The 25,132-nt window shown below is 38.6% G+C and carries 13 protein-coding genes; 2 read left to right on the forward strand and 11 right to left on the reverse strand.

Annotation, left to right across the window (positions count from 1 at the left end; translation table 11 throughout):
* Both ACZZZK_RS01595 and ACZZZK_RS01600 read left to right on the forward strand, forming a co-directional pair.
* Positions 1 to 1,413 (forward strand): family 43 glycosylhydrolase, encoded by a 1,413-nt coding sequence (locus ACZZZK_RS01595; protein WP_463482537.1) that lies wholly within the window; start codon positions 1 to 3, stop codon positions 1,411 to 1,413.
* 8 nt (positions 1,414 to 1,421) lie between these two features.
* Positions 1,422 to 3,776: a glycosyl hydrolase 115 family protein gene (locus ACZZZK_RS01600; protein ID WP_463482538.1), complete on the forward strand. Its 2,355-nt coding sequence runs from the start codon at positions 1,422 to 1,424 to the stop codon at positions 3,774 to 3,776.
* Positions 3,777 to 3,803: 27 nt separating this feature from the next.
* Here the strand turns inward: ACZZZK_RS01600 and ACZZZK_RS01605 are convergent, their stop codons facing one another.
* The 11 genes from ACZZZK_RS01605 to rhaM all read right to left on the reverse strand — a co-directional run bounded on the left by ACZZZK_RS01605 (position 3,804) and on the right by rhaM (position 24,935).
* A complete protein-coding gene (locus tag ACZZZK_RS01605) occupies positions 3,804 to 5,054 on the reverse strand; it encodes a glycoside hydrolase family 28 protein (RefSeq protein WP_463482539.1) in 1,251 nt (416 codons plus the stop codon).
* Positions 5,055 to 5,177: 123 nt separating this feature from the next.
* Entirely contained in the window at positions 5,178 to 5,633 is a 456-nt protein-coding gene (locus tag ACZZZK_RS01610; RefSeq protein WP_463482540.1) for a hypothetical protein, read from the reverse strand.
* Positions 5,634 to 6,119: 486 nt separating this feature from the next.
* Positions 6,120 to 7,865: a RagB/SusD family nutrient uptake outer membrane protein gene (locus ACZZZK_RS01615; protein ID WP_463482541.1), complete on the reverse strand. Its 1,746-nt coding sequence runs from the start codon at positions 7,863 to 7,865 to the stop codon at positions 6,120 to 6,122.
* A gap of 24 nt (positions 7,866 to 7,889) precedes the next feature.
* Entirely contained in the window at positions 7,890 to 11,147 is a 3,258-nt protein-coding gene (locus ACZZZK_RS01620) for a SusC/RagA family TonB-linked outer membrane protein (RefSeq protein WP_463482542.1), read from the reverse strand.
* A gap of 19 nt (positions 11,148 to 11,166) precedes the next feature.
* Positions 11,167 to 12,609, reverse strand: coding sequence for a fasciclin domain-containing protein (locus ACZZZK_RS01625; protein WP_463482543.1), 1,443 nt, complete (start codon positions 12,607 to 12,609; stop codon positions 11,167 to 11,169).
* Positions 12,610 to 12,669: 60 nt separating this feature from the next.
* On the reverse strand, positions 12,670 to 14,481 hold the full coding sequence (locus tag ACZZZK_RS01630) for a fasciclin domain-containing protein (RefSeq protein WP_463482544.1): 1,812 nt from the start codon (positions 14,479 to 14,481) through the stop codon (positions 12,670 to 12,672).
* A 4-nt stretch (positions 14,482 to 14,485) separates the two neighbouring features.
* Positions 14,486 to 15,961 (reverse strand): RagB/SusD family nutrient uptake outer membrane protein, encoded by a 1,476-nt coding sequence (locus ACZZZK_RS01635; protein ID WP_056849107.1) that lies wholly within the window; start codon positions 15,959 to 15,961, stop codon positions 14,486 to 14,488.
* Positions 15,962 to 15,971: 10 nt separating this feature from the next.
* Positions 15,972 to 19,265, reverse strand: coding sequence for a SusC/RagA family TonB-linked outer membrane protein (locus ACZZZK_RS01640; protein WP_463482545.1), 3,294 nt, complete (start codon positions 19,263 to 19,265; stop codon positions 15,972 to 15,974).
* 5 nt (positions 19,266 to 19,270) lie between these two features.
* Positions 19,271 to 21,496 carry a fasciclin domain-containing protein gene (locus tag ACZZZK_RS01645; RefSeq protein WP_463482546.1) on the reverse strand — a complete coding sequence of 742 codons (2,226 nt, stop codon included), beginning with the start codon at positions 21,494 to 21,496 and terminating at the stop codon, positions 19,271 to 19,273.
* Between the two features lie 353 nt (positions 21,497 to 21,849).
* Positions 21,850 to 24,621 (reverse strand): glycosyl hydrolase, encoded by a 2,772-nt coding sequence (locus ACZZZK_RS01650; RefSeq protein WP_463482547.1) that lies wholly within the window; start codon positions 24,619 to 24,621, stop codon positions 21,850 to 21,852.
* Between the two features lie 5 nt (positions 24,622 to 24,626).
* Positions 24,627 to 24,935: an L-rhamnose mutarotase gene (gene rhaM / locus ACZZZK_RS01655; RefSeq protein ID WP_463482548.1), complete on the reverse strand. Its 309-nt coding sequence runs from the start codon at positions 24,933 to 24,935 to the stop codon at positions 24,627 to 24,629.
* Between the last annotated feature and the right edge of the window lie 197 nt (positions 24,936 to 25,132).

Here is a 25,132-nt window from a genome sequence, read left to right on the forward strand (position 1 = left end):
ATGCGCAAATGCAAACTTTTGAGTATTTTATGGAGCATGCTGCTTTTTCAAGCGTTAAATTTATTTGCTCAACAGCCTGGAAAAACTGATGCAATTTATTCTGGTTTATCGTGGTATGATCAAAATGGTAATGTAGTAAGTGCTCACGGGGGAAATATCCTTAAAGAAGGAAGTCGGTATTATCTGTTTGGCGAAGCACATAGCGATACCAGCAATGCATTCGAAGGTTTCAACTGCTACTCTTCACAAGACCTTTACAACTGGAAATTTGAAAGCGTTGCTCTTCCAAAACAACTAAACGGAAAGCTTGGTCCAAATCGAGTTGGAGAACGCGTAAAAGTGATGAAAAATCCCTCTTCAGGACTTTTTGTGATGTTGATGCATGTTGATACTTTAGGCTATAAAGATCAATTTGTCGGTTATGCTACTTCAAAAAACATCACAGGCCCCTACCTATTTAACGGACCTCTTTTATTTAACGGAAAAGCGATCAAAAAATGGGATATGGGTACTTTTCAGGATGATGATGGAAAAGGGTACTTGCTTACCCATGGCGGAATTATTTATCGGTTAAGTGATGATTACCAATCTGCAAGTGAACTGCTGAATCAAGATATATCTACAGGTTTTGAATCGCCCACACTGTTTAAAAGAAGTGGAGTATATTATTTTATCGGATCTCATCTAAGCTCTTGGGAAAAGAATGATAATTATTATTACACTTCATCTTCGCTTTCAGGTCCATGGAAATTTGGTGGACTATTAGCACCAAAAGGAAAACTTACGTGGAATTCACAATCAACCTTTGTACTGAAAATATATGGAAAATCTGATACAACTTACATGTTTATGGGCGATAGGTGGTCCTATCCAAAACAGCATTCTGCTGCGAGCTATGTTTGGCAACCCATTAGTTTTGCAGGTGATTCGATGTCTATCTCTACATTTTTACAGGCCTGGAAAATAAATCAAGTTAGTGGCAAAGCAACGGTTAAAGCGCTTGATTATCAAATGCTTTTAAGCAATAATAAACTCTTAAAATATGCTGGGCGGTGGGTCGATACGACTATCAACGAATCTCCTGTTATGCGATCAACCGAATCTAAAGCCTCGGTTTCTGTCGAATTTATCGGTACTCAAATTGGAATTTATGGATTAACCTTACCTGATAATGGTTATGCAAGAGTATCGCTGAGCAATAAAAGCGGAAAAATTTTGGTGAATACACTGGTAGATTTTTATTCCAAAACTCCTGCTTCACAATTGATATTTTTATCGCCAATATTAAAAAAATCAAGTTATAAAATGAGGTTAGAGGTAACAGGCGAGCGCCCAAATTGGTCCGATAAGAAAAAAACGGTTTACGGCAGCACAGCAAATAACATCTCCATATCAAAAATGATTATCAAATAAAAGAATAGATGAATTTTAAACTACTACTTCTGCTGATTGTTTTCTTTGCACTACCCCAGTTCCTATTTGCCGATTTTATCTTTCGCAAGGGGAAGAATATGGAAATTTTATTGCCTGGCGGAGAAGAAGATGTAGTACAAACGGCAGTTGATATTTTTTCCAGAGATTTCACGGCCGTTTTTAATGCAAATTTATCGAAAGGTTCAAACGCTCAGATTATAGTCGGCACCCTTGGAAATCATTCCCTTGCAGAAAAACTGATTGACCAGGCATCTTTGGCAAAGCTTAAAATTCATCCTGAAGGTTATGCTTTATGGGTAGAAAATGATAAAATGTACATCCTAGGTAGCGACAAAAGAGGCACCGCTTATGGCATACTCGAATTATCTCGTCGCATCGGCGTTTCACCCTGGGAATGGTGGGCAGATGCGGCCATCGCCAGAAAAAATTCACTAAGCTTTAAAAACGGGTTACGATTATTAGAACATCCATCGGTAGCATATCGCGGCATATTTATCAACGATGAAGATTTTGGTTTGATGCCCTGGAGTTCCCGCACTTTCGAACCTTCGAAAATTAAAGGGCAAATAGGACCAAAAACACATGCCCGAATTTTTGAACTCCTGTTGCGTTTAAGGGCAAATGCTTTTTGGCCAGCCATGCATGAAGTTTCTGTAGCTTTCTTTCAAACGCCTGGTAATAGGGAAATGGCAAATAAATATGGAATTGTTGTTGGTTCATCACATTGTGAACCAATGATGAGGAGTGCCAATACAGAATGGAAAATTGATGGTATAGGCAATTATGACTATGTAAATAACCGTGAAAATGTATTGCGCTTTTGGGAAACCCGAGTGAAGGACCTTAAAAACTCTGACAACATTTACACCTTAGGAATTAGAGGGGTTCACGATGGAAAAATGCAAGGGGCAAATACTTTAAAGGAACAATTTGATGCCATCACCTCGATAATTAAAGATCAACGTAGCATGATCAGTGAGAATTTAAATCCTGATCTGACTCAAGTTCCTCAAGTTTTTATTCCTTACAAAGAGGTTTTGGATGTGTATAACATGGGCCTTAAAGTGCCTGATGATGTAACTTTGATGTGGACAGATGATAATTATGGCTATATCCGCCACTTCCCTACCGAAGTAGAGCGGAACCGCAAAGGCGGAAACGGGATTTACTATCACATTTCTTACTGGGGTCGTCCGCATGATTACCTTTGGCTATCTACCAATCATCCTGCGCAAATTTATACGCAAATGAAGCTCGCTTATGATAAAGGTGCTAAAGACATGTGGATCCTAAACGTTGGTGATATTAAGCCGGGGGAATATTTAACCGAACTGTTTTTGGATATGGCTTGGAATATCGATTCGATTGAAGATAACAAACAAGGATTGGATCAACATTTAAAAACATGGCTTACAAGAGAGTTTGGCCAGCAATATGCTGCTGATTTACTCGCCGTAATGAATGAATACTATCGTTTGGCCTATATCCGAAAACCCGAATTTATGGGCAACACGCGAACTGAGGAGACCGATCTAAAATTTAAAGAAGTTGCAGATTTACCCTGGAGCGAGCAGGAAATAAAAAACCGCATCGCCGATTATGATAAAATTGCCGAAAAAGTAGTCCAGCTTTCTAAAGCTATACCAGCCGACAAGCAAAATGCCTGGTTTGAATTGATTGAATACCCCGTACGTGGGGCAGCCGAGTTAAACAAAAAGCTGCTATATGCGCAACTTGCCAGACATGGTCGTACGAACTGGTCGCAAAGCGATGCCGCTTATGACTCCATTGAAAAACTCACGACTAAGTATACGACTTTGACGAATGGAAAATGGAAAAACATGATGGATTTCAAACCAAGAAATCTTGCAGTTTTTCAAAAACTACCGCAAGTAAAATCAGCAACTCCGCTTAAAACTTTCCAAGCCCCTTTTGCAACATTCAACGGAAATCAATTTGTAAAATTCGAAGGTACAAAACCTGTATCACATGGCTTAGGTTATCAAAGTGGAGCGGTATCTATCAAAAAAGGAGATCACGCAGGGTATGAATTTAATAGCCCTGCAACAGATTCGATAAGGGTTGAAGTAGCGCTTGCTCCGAATTTACCGGTGGAAGGAAAATTGATTCGGTTTGAGATAAAAATTGATGACCAGGCTCCAAAAATTGTGGATTACCATACCAGCGACCGAAATGAAGAATGGAAAATCAATGTTTTAACCAATCAAGCCAAACGTATGATTGTGACCAGCTTGAATAATAAACAACGCAAACACTCCATTACCATTAAAGCATTGGACGAAAACGTTGTTTTGGATCAAATAAAAATTTATAACTTATAGATTATCAAATGTCAAAACAAAAGACATTTACTTTTTCACAACCAATGGTTCACCATTCACAATAACATTTTCGTATTTAACATCATCATAATTATTTTTAAGTACAGGATTTTTAGTAGTGATCTGCAAATTCTGAAAGGTAAAACCAGAAAGTTTGTCCAGGGGATTGCCGTTCATTTCACCAAATTTGTTGGCTTCTACTTTGATGTTGCTCATTTTGATATTCCTAATGGTGCCAAAAGGTTGTTCAGTGCTGCCTGCTAAATCAAAGAACTGCTTCCAGGGATTGAGGCTAATTACCGAACCGCATTTACCGGTTATATTGTCAATGGTAATGTTTTCATAAATTTGAAAGGTATCACCTCTCATCTTTAAGTTCAAAATCGGACAATTATTTTCCATTACGCAGTTGCGAAGGATGATGTTGTTGGCGTGTACACATTCACTGCCCAAGGTAAGCACCGCGTGCGAGTTTCCAAAAGTGCAGTTTTCAATTAATACATCTTCTACCGTTCCGTTTTCTGGCAGCTGATGAGCGGTTGGTCCTTTACCTCCTTTGATAGCAATAGCATCATCATTTACAGAGATATAGCAATTTCTGATGACCACGTTTTTGCATACATCAAGGTCAATTCCATCGGTGCTTGGTGCAGGAACAGGTTGATATGGCGATCGGATATCAGTATTTTCTACTAAAATGTTATTGCATTTGTAGAAATGCGTTGTCCAAAAGCCGGCATTGCGAAGTTTAATATTTTGAATTTTGACATTGTCACTTCCCCAAATAAAAATTAATCTAGGCCTGCTCACTTCCAAATTGGTACTTTCCTTTCCAATTTTGCGAAGCGAATCACGATGCGACCAAAAAGTTTTCCAAAATTTTAATCCATTGCCATTAATGGTTCCAGGTCCTTCGATACTGAAATCGTTCACTTGATACGCATTTACAACTGCCGCAAAATATTTCAGGCTTCTCCCTTCCATTCTCGATGGGATAAAAGGATAATTATTAATATCATCTGACCCTTTTAGTACCGCACCTTCTTTTAAAACCAATTTTGTTTTCTTTTTGAAAAACAAAGCACCAGTCAAGAAAGTGCCTTTAGGTATCACAATCTTTCCTCCAGCTCTTGAGGCCGCTCGATCGATTACTTTTTGTATGGCTTTGGTTTGAACGATGTTGCTATCAGCTTTTACGCCAAACTTCGTGATGTCGTATTCTTGCGCATTAAGCTTTAACGCAGTGATGAAAAGGATAACGGTTATTAAATATTTCATATTTGGTTAGCGATCAACATTAAATCGACCCATTTCAAATATCAATAAATGGGCAACGAATTGCGTCCTGTAGTATCCTGCATTGATGAATAGGAAACCTAGTGTCGACGACTTGTGGCCTAACTATGGTTCTCTGCTTAAATAGATAGTCTTTACACCCTTGGCAGCCACCTGATTTTTCCCATAAGTGAGTTGGGCCTTATCATTAATTTGTGCGGAAATGACCATCGTGTTGCTCGACTGCTCATCAACTGTCCAGTTATCGAAGGTGGCAATGGCAACATTTTCAATGATAAGCGTTCTTGTACTCACCGTATTGAGCACTCTATAATTTGATGTTCTAACATCGGCATTGATATCGTTGAATAATTTAATTTGACTTTGTTCAAAGGTCCAATAAGTTTTAATGGCGTCTGCAACGGAATGGCTAACCACATCTCCCGATGAATTATAGAGGATGATATCGTAGCCGCCGGTTGACCATTTTCCTTTTAGTGTTTCGGCGGTAGTTGCATTGTTTTCTTTTTTACAGGAAAAGAAGCAACAAATCACTATAATGGCTAGAAAAGTATTTCTCATATCATTTTGGATGAATGTTAAAGATAAATATTCTTAATAAAACCACAAAGCTTTCATTTAAAAGCGATTAGATAATTAGTAGAACGATAGATTTTTTGGTAAAACCTTTAAAAACAGAAAAGGACAATCCATCCGGAACTGTCCCTTTTTCTAACCAAATATATACCTGTTATGAGTCAGGTAATTTTTTATGTTTGCAGCCTCTACGACTGAAATTATCTTGTATATAACGCGATGCAGTTATGCTCTTTATTTCCAGAAATTCATATTTAAAATTCGAAACCAATGAGTGCTGTTGGTTTGCTTTTGATGAATATTTGGTTAAAGAGCCTTGCTTATTCTCAGAATTTCACTTCCTTCAAAGCCAGTTTAAAACGTTAAACAAATCTAAGTTATTTTTTACTAATAAATATATTATTTATATAAAAAATTTTCAATTTAAAAACCTTCATTGCTGATGAAGGTTTTTAAATTGAATCTTCGTGTTTATTTCCACTCAAATGGTAAATACCAATTTTCAGGATTTAGTAGTTTGGCTCTAGCTGCGCTAGCAGTTGGATCGCCATCTTTTAAAAGCTTTTGGTAAACCCTTTCCGCTAAAAAAGCAGGGTTATTCTGGCGTCGGGCTATGCGCACTAAATCTGGCCAGCGATTGCCTTCGAAAGCCAATTCTAAAGCACCTTCATCAATTAACTTTCCTTCTAAACCAATCATATCGCTTTGCAAACTGGCATCAAGCGGAGTTAGGCCAGCACGGTTACGAATACCTGTATTACGGTACCAAGGGCTTTTATAATCATTATTGTTTCTGGCATCCAGATAGTACGGTGCCGGATAAGGCGTTTGCATGGTATTGATTTCATCAAATGACACTGGCGTAGGTGCTCCAGCTGATGAACGTGTACCGGTGTAAAAAGTATTGGCAATACCGATGTTTAATAATGCCCAACCCAATTTGCTCTTACCATCACGATTAGCCGCTTCCGAATAACGTAAATGCAATAATCCAGCACGATAAATACCCCATTTACCTCCTTTGTTTAGGTTTGTAACTGGGATAACATTATCTGTTAACTTAGTAATGGCCGGCCCAGTAGCAGTGGTTTCATAAGATAGTCTACCTCTCGCATCGTAAGGAATACCACTGTTCTGTCTTTGCGCATTCCAATTATCGATAGCGGCTTTTGACGGTTTTATCAGGTATTTACCATATACTGGAGAACACAACTCGATCATAGGATTACCCGGCTTGAAACTCGAACTGTACGGAATACCCCAGAAAAACTCCGAATTCCATACGTTATTGGTGTTCTGAGCACTAAACATGCTTTTCCAGCCTTGATCATACAGCAAAGTACTTTCGTCTTGATATTTCGCATAGCGTACCGCCTGATCATTATAGGCAGAATTTCCATAATAAACTACTTTATAGGAGTCAAAAGCAATGTTAATATTAGTATTGTTGTTTTCAACGTTCAATATCTTACTATAATTCTCTGCAGCTTTTAAATAGTTATTGCTCCATAAATATAAATCACCAAGTACAAATGGTTTACAAATAAATATTTTCTGCGTATTATTTCCATCAATGGTGATCACCAATGGATTTCCAGTTGGATAAGCGTACACTTCCTTGTAAGGCAATTTTTCAGTAAAATCAATCAGTTTTGTTAAAAGCTCCTCAAAAGAAATTCGTGGATATGCTGACAAGTTTTTAATGTCGTCTACATTCTCTACCGGAGTTGTAATATAGGGAACGCTACCATATTGAATCCCCAACTGGAGATAAATCCAGCTCCTTAATGCGCCAATATCAGAGTAGTGTTTGTTGTAATCATCCACACTCATGCGGAAGTCGTCCCGCATCAATTGGAAATTTTTCAAGGCATCATTACAGTTTAAAATTACTTTGTAATATGGCCTCGGATCTATGTAAGGATTATCTTTAGTGACGCTGTGGTTAGCCAGTTGTTTTAAATAAGGATCGGCATTTGCTGTAACGTTTACCAAATCAGCTCTCAATTCATTTTGAAGGATATATGTTTTTTGTAAACCCAGAAACTGACCGTAAATACCGATCACTGCGGCATCGGCATCAGTAGAATTTCGGTAAGCATTTGATATATCAAGCGTCGCTTCTGCCTCTTCATCTATTATTTTTTTGCAAGACCATGAACCTGTTGCAAGCAGGGCTACTGCTAAAAGGGCAATAACTTTTTTATTAAAATCCATCTTCATCTTTTTATCAATTATCAATTATAAACCAATTCTAACACCCAATTGAACCGATCTGAACTGTGGCTCTAAAGTGGTATCTACACCTTGAGTGAAAATACTTCCAGTAGCGCTAAACTCAGGATCGTAGCCCAGGTATTTGGTCAGGGTAAGTAAATTATTTCCGGTGGCATAAATTCTGGCATACTTAATCGCCTTCGTTTTTAAAGGGACGTTGTAGGTTAAATTTACCGAACGTAAACGCAGGTACGAACCATCTTCAATCCAACGATCAGAAAACTGAGCATTGCCCATCGGATCGCCAAAGCTGGCTTTAGGTACATTGGTAATCTGCCCCTCGCCTCTCCAACGGTTTCTCATAATTTCTGATTGATTGTAATAAGCATTTCCCGATTCGAGCACCGAGCGTGTGTAGTTGTACAGGTCGTTTCCTAATACGAAGGAAACCAATACATCCAGTGTCCAGTTTTTGTATCCAACGGTATTATTGAAACTTCCAAAAAGATCTGGATTTGGATTTCCAATCACCACACGATCAGCTCCGTTGATGATTTTATCTCCATTGGTATCGATAAACCTCATATCTCCACCTTTGAAAGGTACGGTTACCCCTGCACTATTTACAATAGATAATCCTGAAGCTGTAGCTTCGGCATCCGTAGCGTAAACACCGTTGGTGCGCTGACCGTAGAATAAATTAGCTGTTTCGCCAACTCTTGTTAAGTATGTGCCGTTTGCATAATTGGTAACGATATCGTTTCCATTGGATAAACTTTGAATTTTATTTCTGTATAGGCCTAAATTAACGCCCAAATCCCATTTTATTTTTTTGTTTACTACACGGGCATTCAAACCAAAATCAAAGCCATTGGTTTGCATACCTCCTTGATTATCAACGTAAGAATCTACACCGGCAATTGAAGTAACCGGAATATAGTTTAGCATTTTACTGGTGGTATGTACATAATAATCTAAACTCATGCTTAAACGCTCATTAAAAAAGGAACCATCTACGCCAACATTAAACTTGGCTACACGTTCCCACTGGATATTTGGGTTGGCCACATTGCCGCGAACCACACCTTGGAGACCCAATAAATTTTGCGAAACATAGTATTGTCTGTTATTATAGTTTCCGATATCATCATTCCCTACAATGCCATAACTTGCCCGAAGTTTCAGTAGATCTACACCTTTATAACCTTGCATAAAATCTTCTGATGATACAATCCAGGCACCGCTTAACGCCGGTAAAAGAGCCGTTTTGCCACCAAATAAATTTAAGCCGTATCCACTTGTACTTGCTGATGTGTTTCCATCACTTCTACCAAAACGCGATGAAGCATCTGCCGCAACAGCCAGACTTAAAAAGTACTTGTCTTTATAACTGTAATCTGTAGTGAAGTAAGTATTTAGAGAACTCCAATTGCCTATATCTCCACCAAAAAACCGTAGGGCAGCATTACTGTTGCCAATACTAATCAACACATCAGTTGCAGAATTGTAACCTATGGCAAAATCCTGTTCGCTAGAATTTTTTGAATAACGCGTACCCAAACTCATTTTCAAATTGTGATCTTTGGCGAAGGTTTTGTTAAATGCGAAGCGAAAATCATTAAAAACGTTTGAATAACGAATTACTTGAGAACCCAACTTGCTATCGCCGATAGTATTTTCTAACACCTCATTTGTTACGCCTTTACGAGGGATAAACAAAGTTTCTTGTGTTTTATCGTACGTTAAGCCGGTTAAGTTAGATATCTTGAAATTTTTATTGAATTCATAGTTGAACACGATGTTACCAAAGAAACGGTAAGCTTTCTTCTGATTCAAACCTTTTTCTATAAGTGCTCTGGGATTACTTACCCCAAGTGTATCCGCCTCTGCAAGATTTGGAGAAACTGCGCCGGTAGAGCTAATTTCATTTTTGGCAAGAAAAGGTGCTTTTACCAATGATAAAAAAATTGGGTTGGTACGTGGCGCAATCCCCTGGTCTTTTAAGCTTTGCTCCGTATAGCTAAAAGATAAATTTGTACTTGCCTGAAGCTTCTTCGTTAAATTTAAATCACTGTTGAAGCGCATGTGATAGTTTGTGTTATTCGTTGAATCGATAACACTTTTATTTTTCGAGTAACCTGCCGAAAGTGCATATTTAGCGATGTTATCGCCACCACTTACTTTCAGAAAATAGTTTTGATTGAAACTACGTTTGAAAACTTCTTTTTGCCAATCGGTATTTTGGTGATACATGGCATAAGTTGGGTTGGTGGCTTGATTTGGATCATCGTTCATGTAAGGCAACGCTGCAATAGCAGTATTGCTCAAACCACGGCTTTGCAAAATATCAGAAAGATAAGTTCTAAAATCACCTCCATTCATTACCGAAAGTTTTTTTGGCACCAGGTTGATACTGCTATAGGCCGCAAAATCTATTTGAGTAGCCAAATCTTTAGCATGGTTGGTGGTAATAATCATTACCCCATTGGCTGCTTTGGTTCCGTAAACTGCTGCCGCTGCTGCATCTTTAATTAAGCTCACGCTTTCAATATCATGAACATCAATAAACTGTAACGGATTATTGCGGTGCCCGGCTGTTAAAGATGAGCCGTAAGAATTGGCGTCGAAAATCATTCCATCAACCACGTACAAAGGCTGATTGGTTGCATAAAGTGAAGTGAAGCCTCTTACAAATAAATCGGCTCCAATTCCAGGGGTTCCTGATCTTCTAATAGAATTTAACCCTGCCATTCTTCCTTGCAAATAACTGTCAGGCGTTTCTGCATTTACTGTCCAGCCACCTTGCGGATTGGCATAAGAAATAGCTGATGAAGTTCTGGCCAGGTTTTGGGTACCCGATGGCAACACCACCTCTGTAAACACAGAAGCAAAAGAACTCGGGTAAATTTTAATCGTTGCGAGTTTACCTTTGTGAACAGCCAGCAACTTAGTGTGATAGCCAATATTACTAATGGTGATTGTTGCATTATAATCTGGAACAGTAATCGAGAAGCGACCTTTATCATCGGTTAGTGCACCAGAAAAATCTGTTACGGTTAATTTTACACCGGTAACAGGTTTATTGGTTGCGCCATCTACCACGATGCCGGTTATTTTCTGTCCGACAAGTTTTTTAACTTTCACTTTAACCGTTGTGGTATCGGTACTGTACTTACTTGTATCTGTTGTGGTGGTATCTGTCTGCGCAAAAACCGCAGTAGCAAACATCATTCCGAACAGTGTAAGTGAAACTCTTTTTTTTATGATGGTAAAATTATACATAGTCAATTTATAATTCAGATTATGGAAGAATAGGTTCAAATCTCAAATAATCCAATATGAGCGTACTTACATTTTTAGCTGTGCTAGCGGCACTGGTTAACCTGAGGTCTAATAACCCGAATTGCTTAGGCGTAAATTCGCCCATGTAAACCTCATCATAATTGAGTGGCGTTACATTATGAATGGCGAATAAATCATAAACAGGAGCTGTTGGCGTAGAGGTTAATGGGTTGAAGATATGATAGCGCTGTGTAAATGCTGCAACCTGTGCATCGCCTGCGGCACCTGCAACTGCCCGGGCATAAACTTTATATTTAGCCACCGGCACGTTACTTCTTAAGTACCTGATGTAATATTCTGATACGCTGTGGTCATAAACCTCAATATCTTTATATTGAACTCCCTTATTATCTAATTTAGTTCTGTATAGCGTATTTCCATCCCTGTTTATTCTGAAACTAAAAGGAAGTTCTCCCTCAATTTTGAATGTAGGTACTTTATCCTTTAGTCTAAAAGGAAGTGCACTCATTACATGTACAATTCCGTTACTTGCTTTGTAAGATTTTACTATTGCAGCCTTACTGATCGGAATTTTAACGCCGCGTGTTGAAAGCAACGTATCAGGCAATTTATCTGCGGTATATAAACCTTTCACGGTGAAGTCGCTTACTAATCCCAGTTTATCGAAAATAGAATAGTATGGTGTAAGCTTCGCCGTTTCACTATTGAAAGCAGCATCCTGAAGCATAAAAAACGTGTACTGTTGATTTTCGGTTCGAAGATCGGCCACGGTAGTCCAATATAAATTTCTGGAAACCATTGGTGGATTGGCTGCAAAAATCGGGTTACCAGAATTATTATAACCAATAATCACTGCATTAGCGGTATCAATAACCATTGATGATATATTGCTGATGTAGTTAGTCTGCAGTGGTGCATCCGCACTGCTTAACATGTACTCCCATACATTAAATTTAGTTGGAACAGCTTTATCAATGGTGTATAACGCACCGTTTTTAACAAACTGACCACCACCTGTAACAGCAGCTTCTTCAAATGTGTTGCCTACCAGTGTAGCGAATTTTTTATTGATCAACTGAATGCGTAAAGTATCTGAAGCGGTTTTTGGAGCTACCACCGTAGTTAAAGCAATGTGGTTGGCTACAAAATCTTTCAATTTTGCCGGATCGGATGAAATTGCAGCATCTAAAGAATTTAATGCGTCGTTTGTTGGTGCCCAAACCGTATAATTTTGAGATGATGCCAACAGTTTGTCGTAACCTGTACTGCGTACAAAATCACTGAACTTACTTAAATTAGATTGCGCAGATAGTTTCTGAAAAACGTCGATCGTGTTATCAACATTCACAATCTCTGTATGCTCTTCCAATACATCTTTACATGCGCTTAGCCAAAAAATGGTACTAAGGAGCAATAGGGTGTGAAGTATATTTTTTTTCATTGAGAATTTTCTTTTGGTTAGAATTTGTTTGCCGGAGTGTTGCCACCCCGGCTTAATAAATTATGGGCGGTTAAATACTGTTCCAAAGGTTGAAAAACGCGGATAGTTTTGGTCGGCATCAACAGGAATAAAATGGATCATGTCCAACCAACTTTGGTTACTTGACCCTGCATTACTTACCACTGTTAACCTTATCCAATGTCTGTCGGTGGTTTGGATATCAGCAGTACCTGCCAAGCGGCCAACCAGTTGATCCCATCCAGAGCCATTTATAGAAACTTCTCCCCTTGCTGTACCCTGATAATCGGCAGTGGTTGCCATGTAACGTTTGTAACCGTTTGTTAACATTAAAGCATCTGCCGATGGTAGCGTAGCCGTTGTTGCACTAATACCGGAAGAGCCCAGGTATTGTCTAAAATCGACTAAATTTGGCAGAATCTGTTCTCCTGGTCTTCCCACATCTACACCAACTTGAAATAAATTCGAACTTCCACTTTGGGCATAACATATCCATACCTTGTACTTGCCTTTTACCAACATTGGTGTCCTGATATCGATGTATTGTATCCTTGCCGCACTTGCGCCGAGTGATAAGTTTAGAAAATCATTCCAAGCATATTTCCGTGTAGCATTTGGTACAATTACCCTTTCATAGTTACTTCCTTGAGTTACTTTAGAAAGGTCGTTACCGAAAAGCAATCCATTTACCGTAGTTAATCCATTCGCATACAAAGGGATAGTTCCCGCAGCAGCGCCTCTCCATTTCGGGTTAATTCTCAAATCTGCATGATCAGAAACATCAAAATAAACGGCAGATTGTACCCTCACTTTTATTGCAAATGGCTTTTTCACTTCATGCGATACGCCATTTGACGCCGTTACATCGCTAAAGGTTCTGTTCAGTTCAACACCCGGTTCTACTACTCCATTAAATTCATCTTCATTCAGCAAAATTTTCTGTCCAGAAAATTTGGTTGTGATCACTTCTTTAGGTGCCAATGTATAAATTGCTGGCGAACTGATGATATCAGGTGTGTAAGACGGACCTGTAGAAATGTGATAAGCCATGTATAACCATAAACTATCAGCATGATTTTTAGGATCTCCCGTTTTTGAATATCTGCTTTTAAAACTAGCGTAGCTCGAATATCCTGCAGCTTTCAAAGCAGAGTCTGACTCTAAAATTAAGGTTTGAAAGCGACGTGTGGTATCTTTCGCTGCAGCGCCATCAATATTTAATGAATCGTAAAACCCTGTTTCTTTTAAGGCCTGAGTAAAATAGCTGTAACGAGAATTGGCTTCAACACTTTTGGCTAATGTTAAAGTTGCTGGTACAAGTACATGATCTAACACATGGATAATTCCATTGCCTACTCTAATATTCGACTTTGTTAATTTGGCAATCTTATTTACCACGTAACTACTGATCCCGCCTTGGTTAACTGCACCTGTTTGAAGGTATTGACCATACAATGTTATCTGCGGTAACTTGCCATCGGTAAAACGGTTGGTTGCTACAGTATCAGGCAGAATATGAAACTTAATCATATCTCTGGCTTCATCTACCGTCAAATCTGCAACAGCTGCTTTTCCTTTTGCTTTTAGCCATGCCGTTACGGCCACGTTATCTGGTGTAAACAAGGTGTATTTTCCGTAGGCACCTAAAAAACCTGTTGTGGCAGATCGGTCCATGATTTGTCTCATCATGGAAAACTGATCAGGATAGCGGTCCAGATATCCTGTAATATTTACATCATCTGTAGTTGTTAAGGTAAGCGATTCTCTTTTACAAGCATTTATAAATACAAATGTAAAAGCTAATACAACCATCATGATGATTGCATTGCGGCCATTTAAATTATTTTTCATCATGCTATTATTTGGTGTAAAATGGATTTTGAACAAGTTGAGGATCAGCAAAAAGTTCTGCCTCATGAATTGGAAAATAGTGACTGTTAACGTCTCTAAACTTAGTAATTGCCGATTGTTGTAGTGCAGGATTAACGGTTTGAGCCACTATGTTTAATAAAAGATCAAGTCGTTTGTAATTATCGCGTTTAGCTATGCGAAGAAGATCGTACCAACGTTTTCCCTCAAATGCAAATTCTCGGGCACGTTCAGCTAAGATATAATCAGATATTGCATCTTTATCGCCAGGATCTACCGTTTGCGAAGTGGCTACAACGGCTCCTCTTTTTAACCTTATTTCTTCAATTAAAGCAAGTGCCTCTGCTCCTCTGCTGGTTTCGGCAAGGGCTTCAGCTTTCATTAGCATCAAATCAGAAATACGGTAAACCTGCCAGTTGATGAATGTTACGGCATCAGTTCCCCATTTAACAACCGCTAAATCTGAACCTCGGTAAAAGGCTTCTTCTCTAATATCATAAAACCTGGTTGGGTCAACATCATCAGGAATAAAAACATCACTACCCAGGTATGAACTAGCCAAAAATCTTTTAGGAGATCTTCCTAAAGCATTAAACAAAGGACTGCTAACGGATGACTTATTATTGAATTCAAAAACCGTCTCGATAGAACTTCCGTTAAAAAACACGTTGAAGTACCACGAAGAGGCTGCTGACTGTAGTGCGAAACGTTGCGAATTAATTACTTTATTACATTCCTGAATGCAGCCTTCGTAATTATCCATCCACAGGTAAACATCAGCCAGCACTGAATTTACAGTAAATTTGGTCACCCTGCCTTTATCTGTTACCGTATTGCCAAAAGTAGTAACTGCCCCAGCTTCCGCTTTTTTCAAATCGTTTACAACTTGAGTTAAAATGGCTGCTGCAGATGTTTTAGGCAAATCTTGCAAATCGGTATCTTTTGTGGTTGCCGTTAATTTTAAAGGCACATCGCGATAGCTTTTTACCAGATAGAAATACATCAGGCTTCTCAAAGTTAACACCTCACTTAAATAGGCATTAAGCTGTTCTACACTAAGCGTTGGATCGATTTCACGAACCGATGGTGCATTATCTATAACCGTGTTGCAGAAATTGATGGTGCGGTAAAATGCATTCCAGCGACTCAATGAATTGCTTTGCGTAATATTTACATTAAAAATATCAGTTTCATCATTTAAGGCTCCAGGTCCCGGATCAATCATATCGGCTCTTATCTCACCAAAAACAAAAATGTTTTCGATTAAAGATCTTTCATTTACCCCAGGAGGCGGCGCCAGCAAAGACGCGTAGCAACCCGCTACTGCAGCCTGGATATCTTCTTTGGTTTTCCAAAAACCTTGTCTGGTGATGCCATCACGAGGTTGTGTATCTAACCATTTTTTACATGAGCTAGACATGATCAGCACCATGACTACAGCCGCACTATATATAATTTTTTTCATTTTTTGCTGATTAAAAATTTGCTGTTAAACCTAGGGTGATTGTTTTTATCGGAGGTGTTGTAGAGTTATCTACTACCGTTGAGAAGGTAGATAACTTAACAGGAACCTCAGGATCTTGTCCGGTATATTTGGTGAAGGTTAAAATATTTTCCATCATGATATTGGCGCTTAAACCCCTTACCCCGATACGTCTCAATAAATTTTTGCTGAAATCATATTTTAGGGTAATACTTCTCAAACGCAAATAAGAGCCATCTTCCACATATCTATCTGAGCCTAAAAAGTTATAACCCGTTGCATAAGTAGCACGAGGAATATCGGTGATATCACCTTCGGCTCTCCATCTGCGTAGAACTGCTGTACTTTGATTATTAAAACCGTACATACTGGTGGTATTAATTTTTGTTCCGTTGATGATTTGATACCCCGTTCTGTAGGTAAAGTTGGCACCTAAGCGCAGGTTACCATTAAAAGTGATTGCCGTACCAAAACCACCAGTTAAATTAGGGTTACCATTACCTAGATAGACAATATCTTTATAATCAATATTTCCATCATGATTGATATCCTCATACATGGCATCGCCTGGCTGGAAAACATAATCGATAGATGGATAAGCGAAACGCATAAATATCTGCTGGCCATTCGGACCTACGATTTGGTTGCCGTTTTCATCCAAGGCAATTGTTGAATTTTTATCAACATAAACACCTTTAAATTTAAACCCATAGAATGAACCAAATGGGTTATTTTCCTGCAAATAAACCTTGAAAGCGTTATTGGTAGTTATCCGAGCGTTATTTTCTCTAGGCACCAATGGCGAGATCTCACGAATCATATTCTCATTGTGTGAAATATTAAAATTCACATCAATACGAAGTTTTTTTGATTTAACTGGCGTGTAGAACAAACTGAATTCCCATCCCTGGTTATCCATTGTACCCACATTCATATCTACTCCGGAGTAACCATTGTAGGTAGGAATAGCGATGCCATTATAAAATAAATCAGTTGTACGTTTACGGTAAACATCAATATCCATATTTAATGAATTCTTTAGTAAAACCACTGTTAAACCAACGTTAGACTGCGTTACTTTTTCCCATCTTAAATCTGATAATTCGATATTAGATGGATATACGCCCGAAGATCCTAAGTAACTGAAACCATAATTCTGGTAGGTATTGAAATAGGAGTAATCGTTTCTTGGAGCATTACCAACCACACCATAACTTGCTCTTAAAGCTAAATTATCAATGTATTTGGTGGTGTTTTTCATAAATGGTTCTCCAGAAATTCTCCAAAGAACAGATGCCGATGGAAATAAACCATAGCGATTATTAGGTCCAAATTTAGAGTTTCCATCTCCCCTAACTCCACCATTTACGATATAACGATCCATGAATTTATACTGCGCACTTACTAATAAACCAACAGAACGGCTTTGCGAAAATGAAGAATAAGCGGAGCCAGTTTGATTCGTTCTGCCATCAATGGAAGGATCGGCTAAAAAGGAAGAAGCTGTATTGGTTGCAAACATTCCTTGTCCTGTTCTTCTGCTATCGTTACTATCAAATCGGGCAAAAGTGATTAAATCGTGGTTTTTGCCCAATGTTGGCGTATATGCCAAAGTGATATTGGTAGCCATAGTAAACGAATCACCATCAGAATCTCCGGCATAATTTACTACAGCTTCAGAGAATGGACGACCTGTGGCTACTTGAGGTAAAAACTTTTTAACTTTTGTATTATTGATATCAGCCTGGAAATTTGCATTTAATCTCAACTTATCAGGGATGATTTGATATTGTAAACTAAATTTAGGAATTATCCGCTCTCCCAATTGCTGATTACTTGCTGCGAGCGCCATAGCCAACGGATTATAGGTTCCTAAAACACGGGAATTTGCAAAATCGTATACAAAGCCTCCCTGTGCGGTTGTAGCCGGACTAAAGTAGTTTGAGGTAATGTTTCCATATTCGTCATACTCATACACGGCCTGATTAGGCATTTTGGTATAAGCCACATCTCTCACATTTGCGTCTCTTGATCCACTTGGATAAAGGTTTTTGTTATCAATGTGGGTGTAAGCGATATCTGCACTGAAACGAATCTTGGTTGATACGGTATAATCTAAATTTACCCTTGCACTTAAACGACCCAAACTCGTTCCAACAGTTGTACCATTTTGATTAAAATAATTGACTGATGCACGGTATTTTGCTTTCTCACCACCACCCGAGATCGATAAGTTATGATCTTGTAGATAACCAATTCTGGTAATGCTTTCTAACCAATTGGTGTTATTGCTGTAATTGTAGTAATTGTAAGGATCGTTGCGATCGTACTGAAACTGTTTTGCAAAATCAGAAGTAGCAAATTGTCTGCCCGCATTGTAAAACTCTTCTAAAATTAACGAGGAATATTGATTACCCGTTAACATTGGTATCGCACTTGGCTGCTTTGAATAAGAACCTTTGAAGTTGTACGAAATGCTAGGTGGACCCAAAACACCTCTTTTAGTATTAATTACCAATACGCCGTTTGCAGCTCTCGAACCCCAAACCGCGGTTGCAGCAGCATCTTTTAAAACGCTGATGTCTTTGATATCAGATGGTGCAATGTTTAAAAGCTGACCATAATTATTTTCGTCTGATGTAGCGAAGTTAAAATCAGATGGAATAGTGATGTCGTAAGGCATACCATCTACCACAATTAAAGGATCTACCGCACCATTGATTGACGATGTACCCCGAATCCTAATCTGCATGGGTGCACCTGGATCTCCACTACTTGCAGCAATATCTAAACCGGCTAATCTACCTTGCAAAGCCTGATCAATTGATGCAGCTTGCATATCTTCCAATTCTTTTGCATTGATGGTACCTACTGCCGAGGTTTGATCTCGCTTATCGATACTCATACCACTCCCGTTATCCGTTTTAGCCCGCGATACAATTTGAACTTCCTCCATCTGGTTGTCTGCAGATTCTAATTGAAAATTGATCACTGCTTTATCAATGGCAATAGGTGCCGTAGATTTATAGCCAATGTAGGAAACCATGATCCTATAGGTTTTATCATTAACTGGAAGTGAATAGTTTCCATCAATATCAGTGGAAACGCCTTTCATTACCCTGCGGTCTTTATCTACAATGGTTACAGAGGCACCAATAATGGGCTGGCGATCTTTCTTGTCGATTACTTTCCCCTTCACATAATTGATTTGCTGTGCAGATGCGATAGAAGACAACAGCAAACAGCATAGTAAAATAAAAATACTATATGTATATTTCTTAGTCATGTTGGTTAGAATTGATATTTTAGATAAGAGTTGATCTGGTGGATAACTGTTCTATTTGATAGTACGTTACTTCTATCAGTAGCACCCAATAGTACATTCACTGTTGCACCGGTTACATCACGCAATGAAAGTGTAGTAGTGGTATTCATGACCACATTTATTTTTGATGCATCGCCAGAATCACTCTTGAGAAGCGTTTCAAATTCACCTGTTTTTTGTCCATCACTCACTACGGTACTTTTATTGATGATGTGGTATTGGATAAACTTATTGATCAATGTAACAGAAGCACCATCGGTAGCAGTGAAATTCGGAACGCCCGTAGTCACATTGCCTGGTAGCCAGCCAGCTTTTACAGCATTAACAATAGCCGCATTGGTTGGAATAAACACAGTATAACTCACCCCATCGGTTACTCCTGATATGGCACCAGTTGTTTTGTTATAAAGGGTAGCATTATTAAATAAAAATTGAAAGAAATTATAGTATGGGTCGGTAGCTAATGTACCGTATCTTTCGATGTGTTTACCAACATTTAGTGCGGTATAGGTTAAAGCCTCTTTACCATAAACTACAGCACCGTTTACAGGGGTAGTGTTAATAGAATCAACAGGGATGGTCTGTTTAGAAACTGCTACGCTATCTTGTGTACCTGCTGATAATAAGGTGTTGCGGTTATATTTGATATATTCTCCATTAGAAGTTTCCAAAATACCAGACCCAGATCTAAAATCGGGAATTGCCCTGTTGCCTAATGGAATAATATGTGTTTGCAAAATGCGTCTTAATGCTTGTAAATCTCCACGAATCGGCTGGCTTACAAAAAATGGTTCGTAAGAGAAGCCCATTTTCTTCAAAGTAACATCGGGGATCGGAATAATTACATATCTAATTGAAGGTGTTTTAAGCGGAATTGTTAAATTAAAATACAACAATGCCTGTTTCATGATATTGTAATCAGGATCGAGATTTACATTGCCATAAATTGTAGAGAATACGTTAGCATCCTGGCTTTTGTTAGAACCATAGAAAAATCCATTGCTCAATACTTGTTTATCGATAATATCGGTAGTGCTTTGCTTGGTTATATCACCCAAAACATTTTGAGTGATGGCAAATTTAGCTGGCCACAAAGTAGTGTTGTAAAGATGAGAATTAACATAATCGCGAATTAAATCTGGCGCAACAACATAAAGTTCATTCAAAGTATTTACGCCTTTTTTTCTCCAGTATTTTAATAATACGTTTTTTGCATAAGCATCAACAGCAGCATTTGTAGGTGCAATTACACTGTAAGAACCTTGCTGAGCATCATTGGCATCTACCTTCAAAAAGTTTTCGTTATTTGGCGAGAAACCCAATAGTGTGCTATAACTCTTCACATATACATTGGCTGCTTTCCCGGTTAATACTTCGTAGCGATGCGATATATCTGCATTTAAGCCGTATGTTACAAACTTATCCAACAAACTTTTGAAAGTACTGTATTCTGGTTTAGATCCAACATACTGATCAATGCTTAATGGTGGCGTTAAAACGCGGTCGACCACGTGAATGACGCCGTTTTCTGCAATGATATTTTGCTGATCGCCTAAAATATGAGCGGGACCAACATTACTGCCATTGTAAGCAATGTTAGGATAGAAAAAATTATAATCTGCGGCAGATAAACCAGAGAAAGCCATAAATGGCGCTAAGAAGTAGGTTATACTTTTATTGTTAAAATCGCCTGCAAAGTAAATTCCATTCCTATTGGTGGCGATGGCCTTGATAGGATTGCCGTTGTTGTCCTTCTCGTCATAGACAAAATCGTAATAAACAGATCTCCTTCTAAATGCGGTATTTTTGATGAAACCTTTTACAGAGAAAAAATCACTCAGTTTTTCCGTTTTTTCCCCATCATAAATCATTGAATAACGGACAATCTTCGAAGCTAAATCTGCAGTAATTTCTGTAAGCGAATTTTCTTGTAGGTAAGTTTTAAACGCCTCATCAGTTGGAGCAAAAACTGTCCAAGAACCCGCCGTGCTTAAGGTTTCCTTGTAGCCAGCCTTGTCTATACATTCCAAAAATTTGGTAAAAGTGCCCTTTGCCTGGAGCTGTTGATAGATAGGATCGCCTAAATTTTCGGGACGACCATAAAATTCATCAAACTCTTTCTTCCGGCAACTGCTCAGAATAACAATAAATGTCAAAATGACGATTAAAAATTTTGGTAAAATTTTACTCATAATAATTTTATTGAATGCCAACGGCCATAAAACTAATTGCAAAACAGTACGCTATGAAGGATCGGAAAATGAAATGATGAAAACGGAAAGAGCGTAGAAGTTTATTGCATAGATTCGCTAAACGAACGTTATTTTAAATATTTGGTTAAAGATTATTTGGTTAGTAAACTTGACTAAAGATAAATAGGCTATCAGGTATTCCCATCCTGTACCATCCTGTCATTTATTATGAAATATTATCATAAATGAAGTATCTGCTGGCGAAAGTTAATATAAATCGATTTAGTTGAATACTGGGGTTTAAATAGTAGCACTAATTCATCTTACTATTAGTAAAAAAATATCAAATTCGATCAAAAATAAGGCGTGATTACTACCGGGCCAATCAATCCAGATGGCATTACTGACCATTTAGAGGCATCAAAATCTTTATAATTTATGTTTACAAAATTGATTTCGTGGTATTTTCGCCATTCGATTTTTTTAATATCCATATCCCGGATTCGGTTGGCCATTAAATTTACCACTTCAATTTTGATCGTGTTACTTCCCTGCTTCAGATATTTACCTATTCGGGCCTGAAACGGAATACTCCACAAAATTCCGACCTCTTGTCCATTTATCCAAACCCGGGCACTTTCATCAACCTGATTAAGGTTTAATACATACTCTTTAGCCGTTTTCGATTTCAAATTAAATTTGGTCGTGTAAACTCCAGTTCCAGAGAACGCATCTAGCTTAGGGTCGTTCAGTTTTGTCCAGGAAACCAATTGATTTAGTTTCTGATCTGAGGGAAGCTCTGGTCCTCCTGCAGTAAAGTGTAATAACCATGGTTGGGTAATGGCAATTGGCTGCCCGCTTTTATTCAGATACTGCCAGGCAATATTATCTGATTGATTTTTGGACATATTAAGAAAGAGCGCCTCTCCTGATTTAATCTGCACACGAACATTTTTACCTTGCATTGCAGCGGAGCCGATAAGTCCACTTTGCGGATCCAGAATAATCGCTTTTCCACCTGCGTTTACAGGGATTTGCGTATCAATATCTTTAGCCGTATGGTTTACCAAATAGTAATAAGTATCGCTATTCACTTTCCTTCTGATGAATTGCAAACCCGAATCGGTTAAAGCTTCCCTATTGATCGCAAGATTTGAAAGCGTTTGGGAAATATCAGCAGACAAAAGCACTTTGCCCGCACCTATTGGATAAACAAGTGAGCCATCTTTTGAAGGCTTAAACACTATTTTAGACAAAGCTGCCTTCAATTCAGCTCTTCTATTTTCAAGGTTAGCTAAACCCGGAACATCTTTAGGCAATTCCTGAAAAATAACCGTTGCGCCATTGTTCGCCAGTTGTAGGATATTATCCAAAGTTTCGGGGCTCATCAAATTACAAGAAGGGATAATCAAGACCTTAAAAGGAGAAGCATTTTCTGCAGTACGAAGCACTCCGTTCTCTGCCTTAGTTTTCGCCAATAACCTATCTGAAGCGAAATCAAACGAGTAACCAGATTTTGAAAGATTTTTAGCTAGTTTATAGAAAGCACTTGGATGGAGCCATTCATCCACATCGTGAACTTTTAGTGCCATATCCAATCCCTTCGCTTTATTCCAAACATCGTAAACCGGCCAGTAAATCAGCAATTCATTATCAGATGTACCCGATTGTAAGATGGATTGACAACGAGCTAAGTAGTTATTTAATCCCTGGGCATGCGGCCACAAACTGTTGTTCGGGTTCATTTCAACAGAGGCATAAAACAACCAACCCGGCCAGGGCACGTTTTCAGGAGAATTTGTAGTACCGTGATAAAAAATATGATTCACGCCCGAAAGGAACAGCTGTTCTGCTTCAGGCTTACATTGCGAATAGGATGTTTTAAAATGTTCGGTAAGCCAGGTAAAAGTTTCAGAAGATACTAGCTTTTTACCTCCGGTGTGCGCTGCTGAAGATGCAAATTTACTCATCATCGGATCAGGATCGACATTTCTAATATCAGCAGAATCTCTTCTCAAACCAGGAATATCGAAGGCACTAGAGCCAAAAGTTTCGGTTTCCGGTATATCAACAGCGCCATAAAGATCAAGCAAATTGCCTGGTGAACCATGAGATTGGTTTTTTGTTAATGATTTTAACGCATGTGCCCAGTTCGTCCAATTTTTTGTAAAATTTTCCAGCAGCAATTCATCCATGGTTTCACGGTAGTCGGACTTTAAACGAGCAATATTTTCATTCGTCGAATCTTTGCTTACTAAATCTTTTAAATGCGTGGCTAAATCATACCCTCGGTTCTTTTTAAATTGAGCGAAAAAAGTTGGGGTCCAGGTGGCGCCATACACTTCATAACTATCGTTGAAAAATGACCGTATTCCCTGTGGCTTATTCCGAAATGAATCGGTAAAGCGTTTTAAGTAAACATCTACCGAAGGTTTATCAAGGTGATCTAGTGTAAAACCCTCACCGCCAGGAGCGGCACGTTTTACCATTTGTCGGGTTTTACCGGCAAAAGCTGCATAAATTTGCCAAACACCAGATTTCGGCGACCAGCTTAAAGTGCCATCTTGATTAACAGCAGCAAATAAATCAGCTGTTTCACCATTTGGCCCGTAAGCGGTAACCGCCTGCAATTTGGCAAAATCCTGTTTAGTTTCCTTAACTTTTATTACCTCATTCAGCTTTTCCCCAGCAGTTAATTTATATTCCTGAACAATTAATTTTGTTGCGGCATTTTCTGGTTTTACCTGCGGACCACCAAAAGGCCAGCCTGTTCCGGTATTCATATCTACGCCCATCCCGAGCGAATTGGCTTGCTTCACGGTGTATTTTAATGCATTGATCCATTGAGGCGAAAGGAACGACAGATATTGCTTTTCATAACCCATGGCACCATAAATCGGTGTAATCTCTACCCCGCCCAAACCTGCAGCAGCATATTTTTGCAAAACGATGTTTAGGTTCTTTTCATCTACGGCATTTCCCATCCACCACCACCTCGTCCATGGTTTCATTTGGCGCTCTATCTTAGGCCAGGTGACTTCCTTTTTAGATACAGATTGGGCACTAGTGATATGATAAAATAAAAAGCCTATAAAAAGCAGCGAGACGAATCGTTTAGTTTGCATGATTTTTAATCTAAATGGAATACCTGTTCTAATGGAATTGATACGGGAGATTGGTCTGCATTCGTTTCCATGATATCGGCCATGTACGCCCACCATTTCTGGACTATTGCTGTGCTGCCCAAATCTTGTGATGAATTTCCATTTTGCTGTTGTACGGCAAATAAGGTATCAGTTTCTTCATCTAAAAAAATGGAATAATCACTGATACCATTTTCTCTTAGCAATACAGCCAACTCCGGCCAAATTGCATCATGACGAGTTTTATATTCATCCTTAAATCCAGGCTTAAGTTTCATTTTAAATGCAATTTTCATCTTTTTTTATTTCTATGTTTTAGGATAACAGAACCTCTTGCTATCATGCTGAAGGTTAATTTATATCAAAGAATCAATATGAGCGGCATTTTAAGGGCGGTCGTCGTTGCGAGCGAGTATTTCTTGACTGTTGCAATCTTCTCTTTTAAGAATGAGATTGCCACGAAACCATGAAAAATAGTTTCTCGCAAGGACGA

This window comes from Pedobacter sp. AC163 (assembly GCF_979258665.1).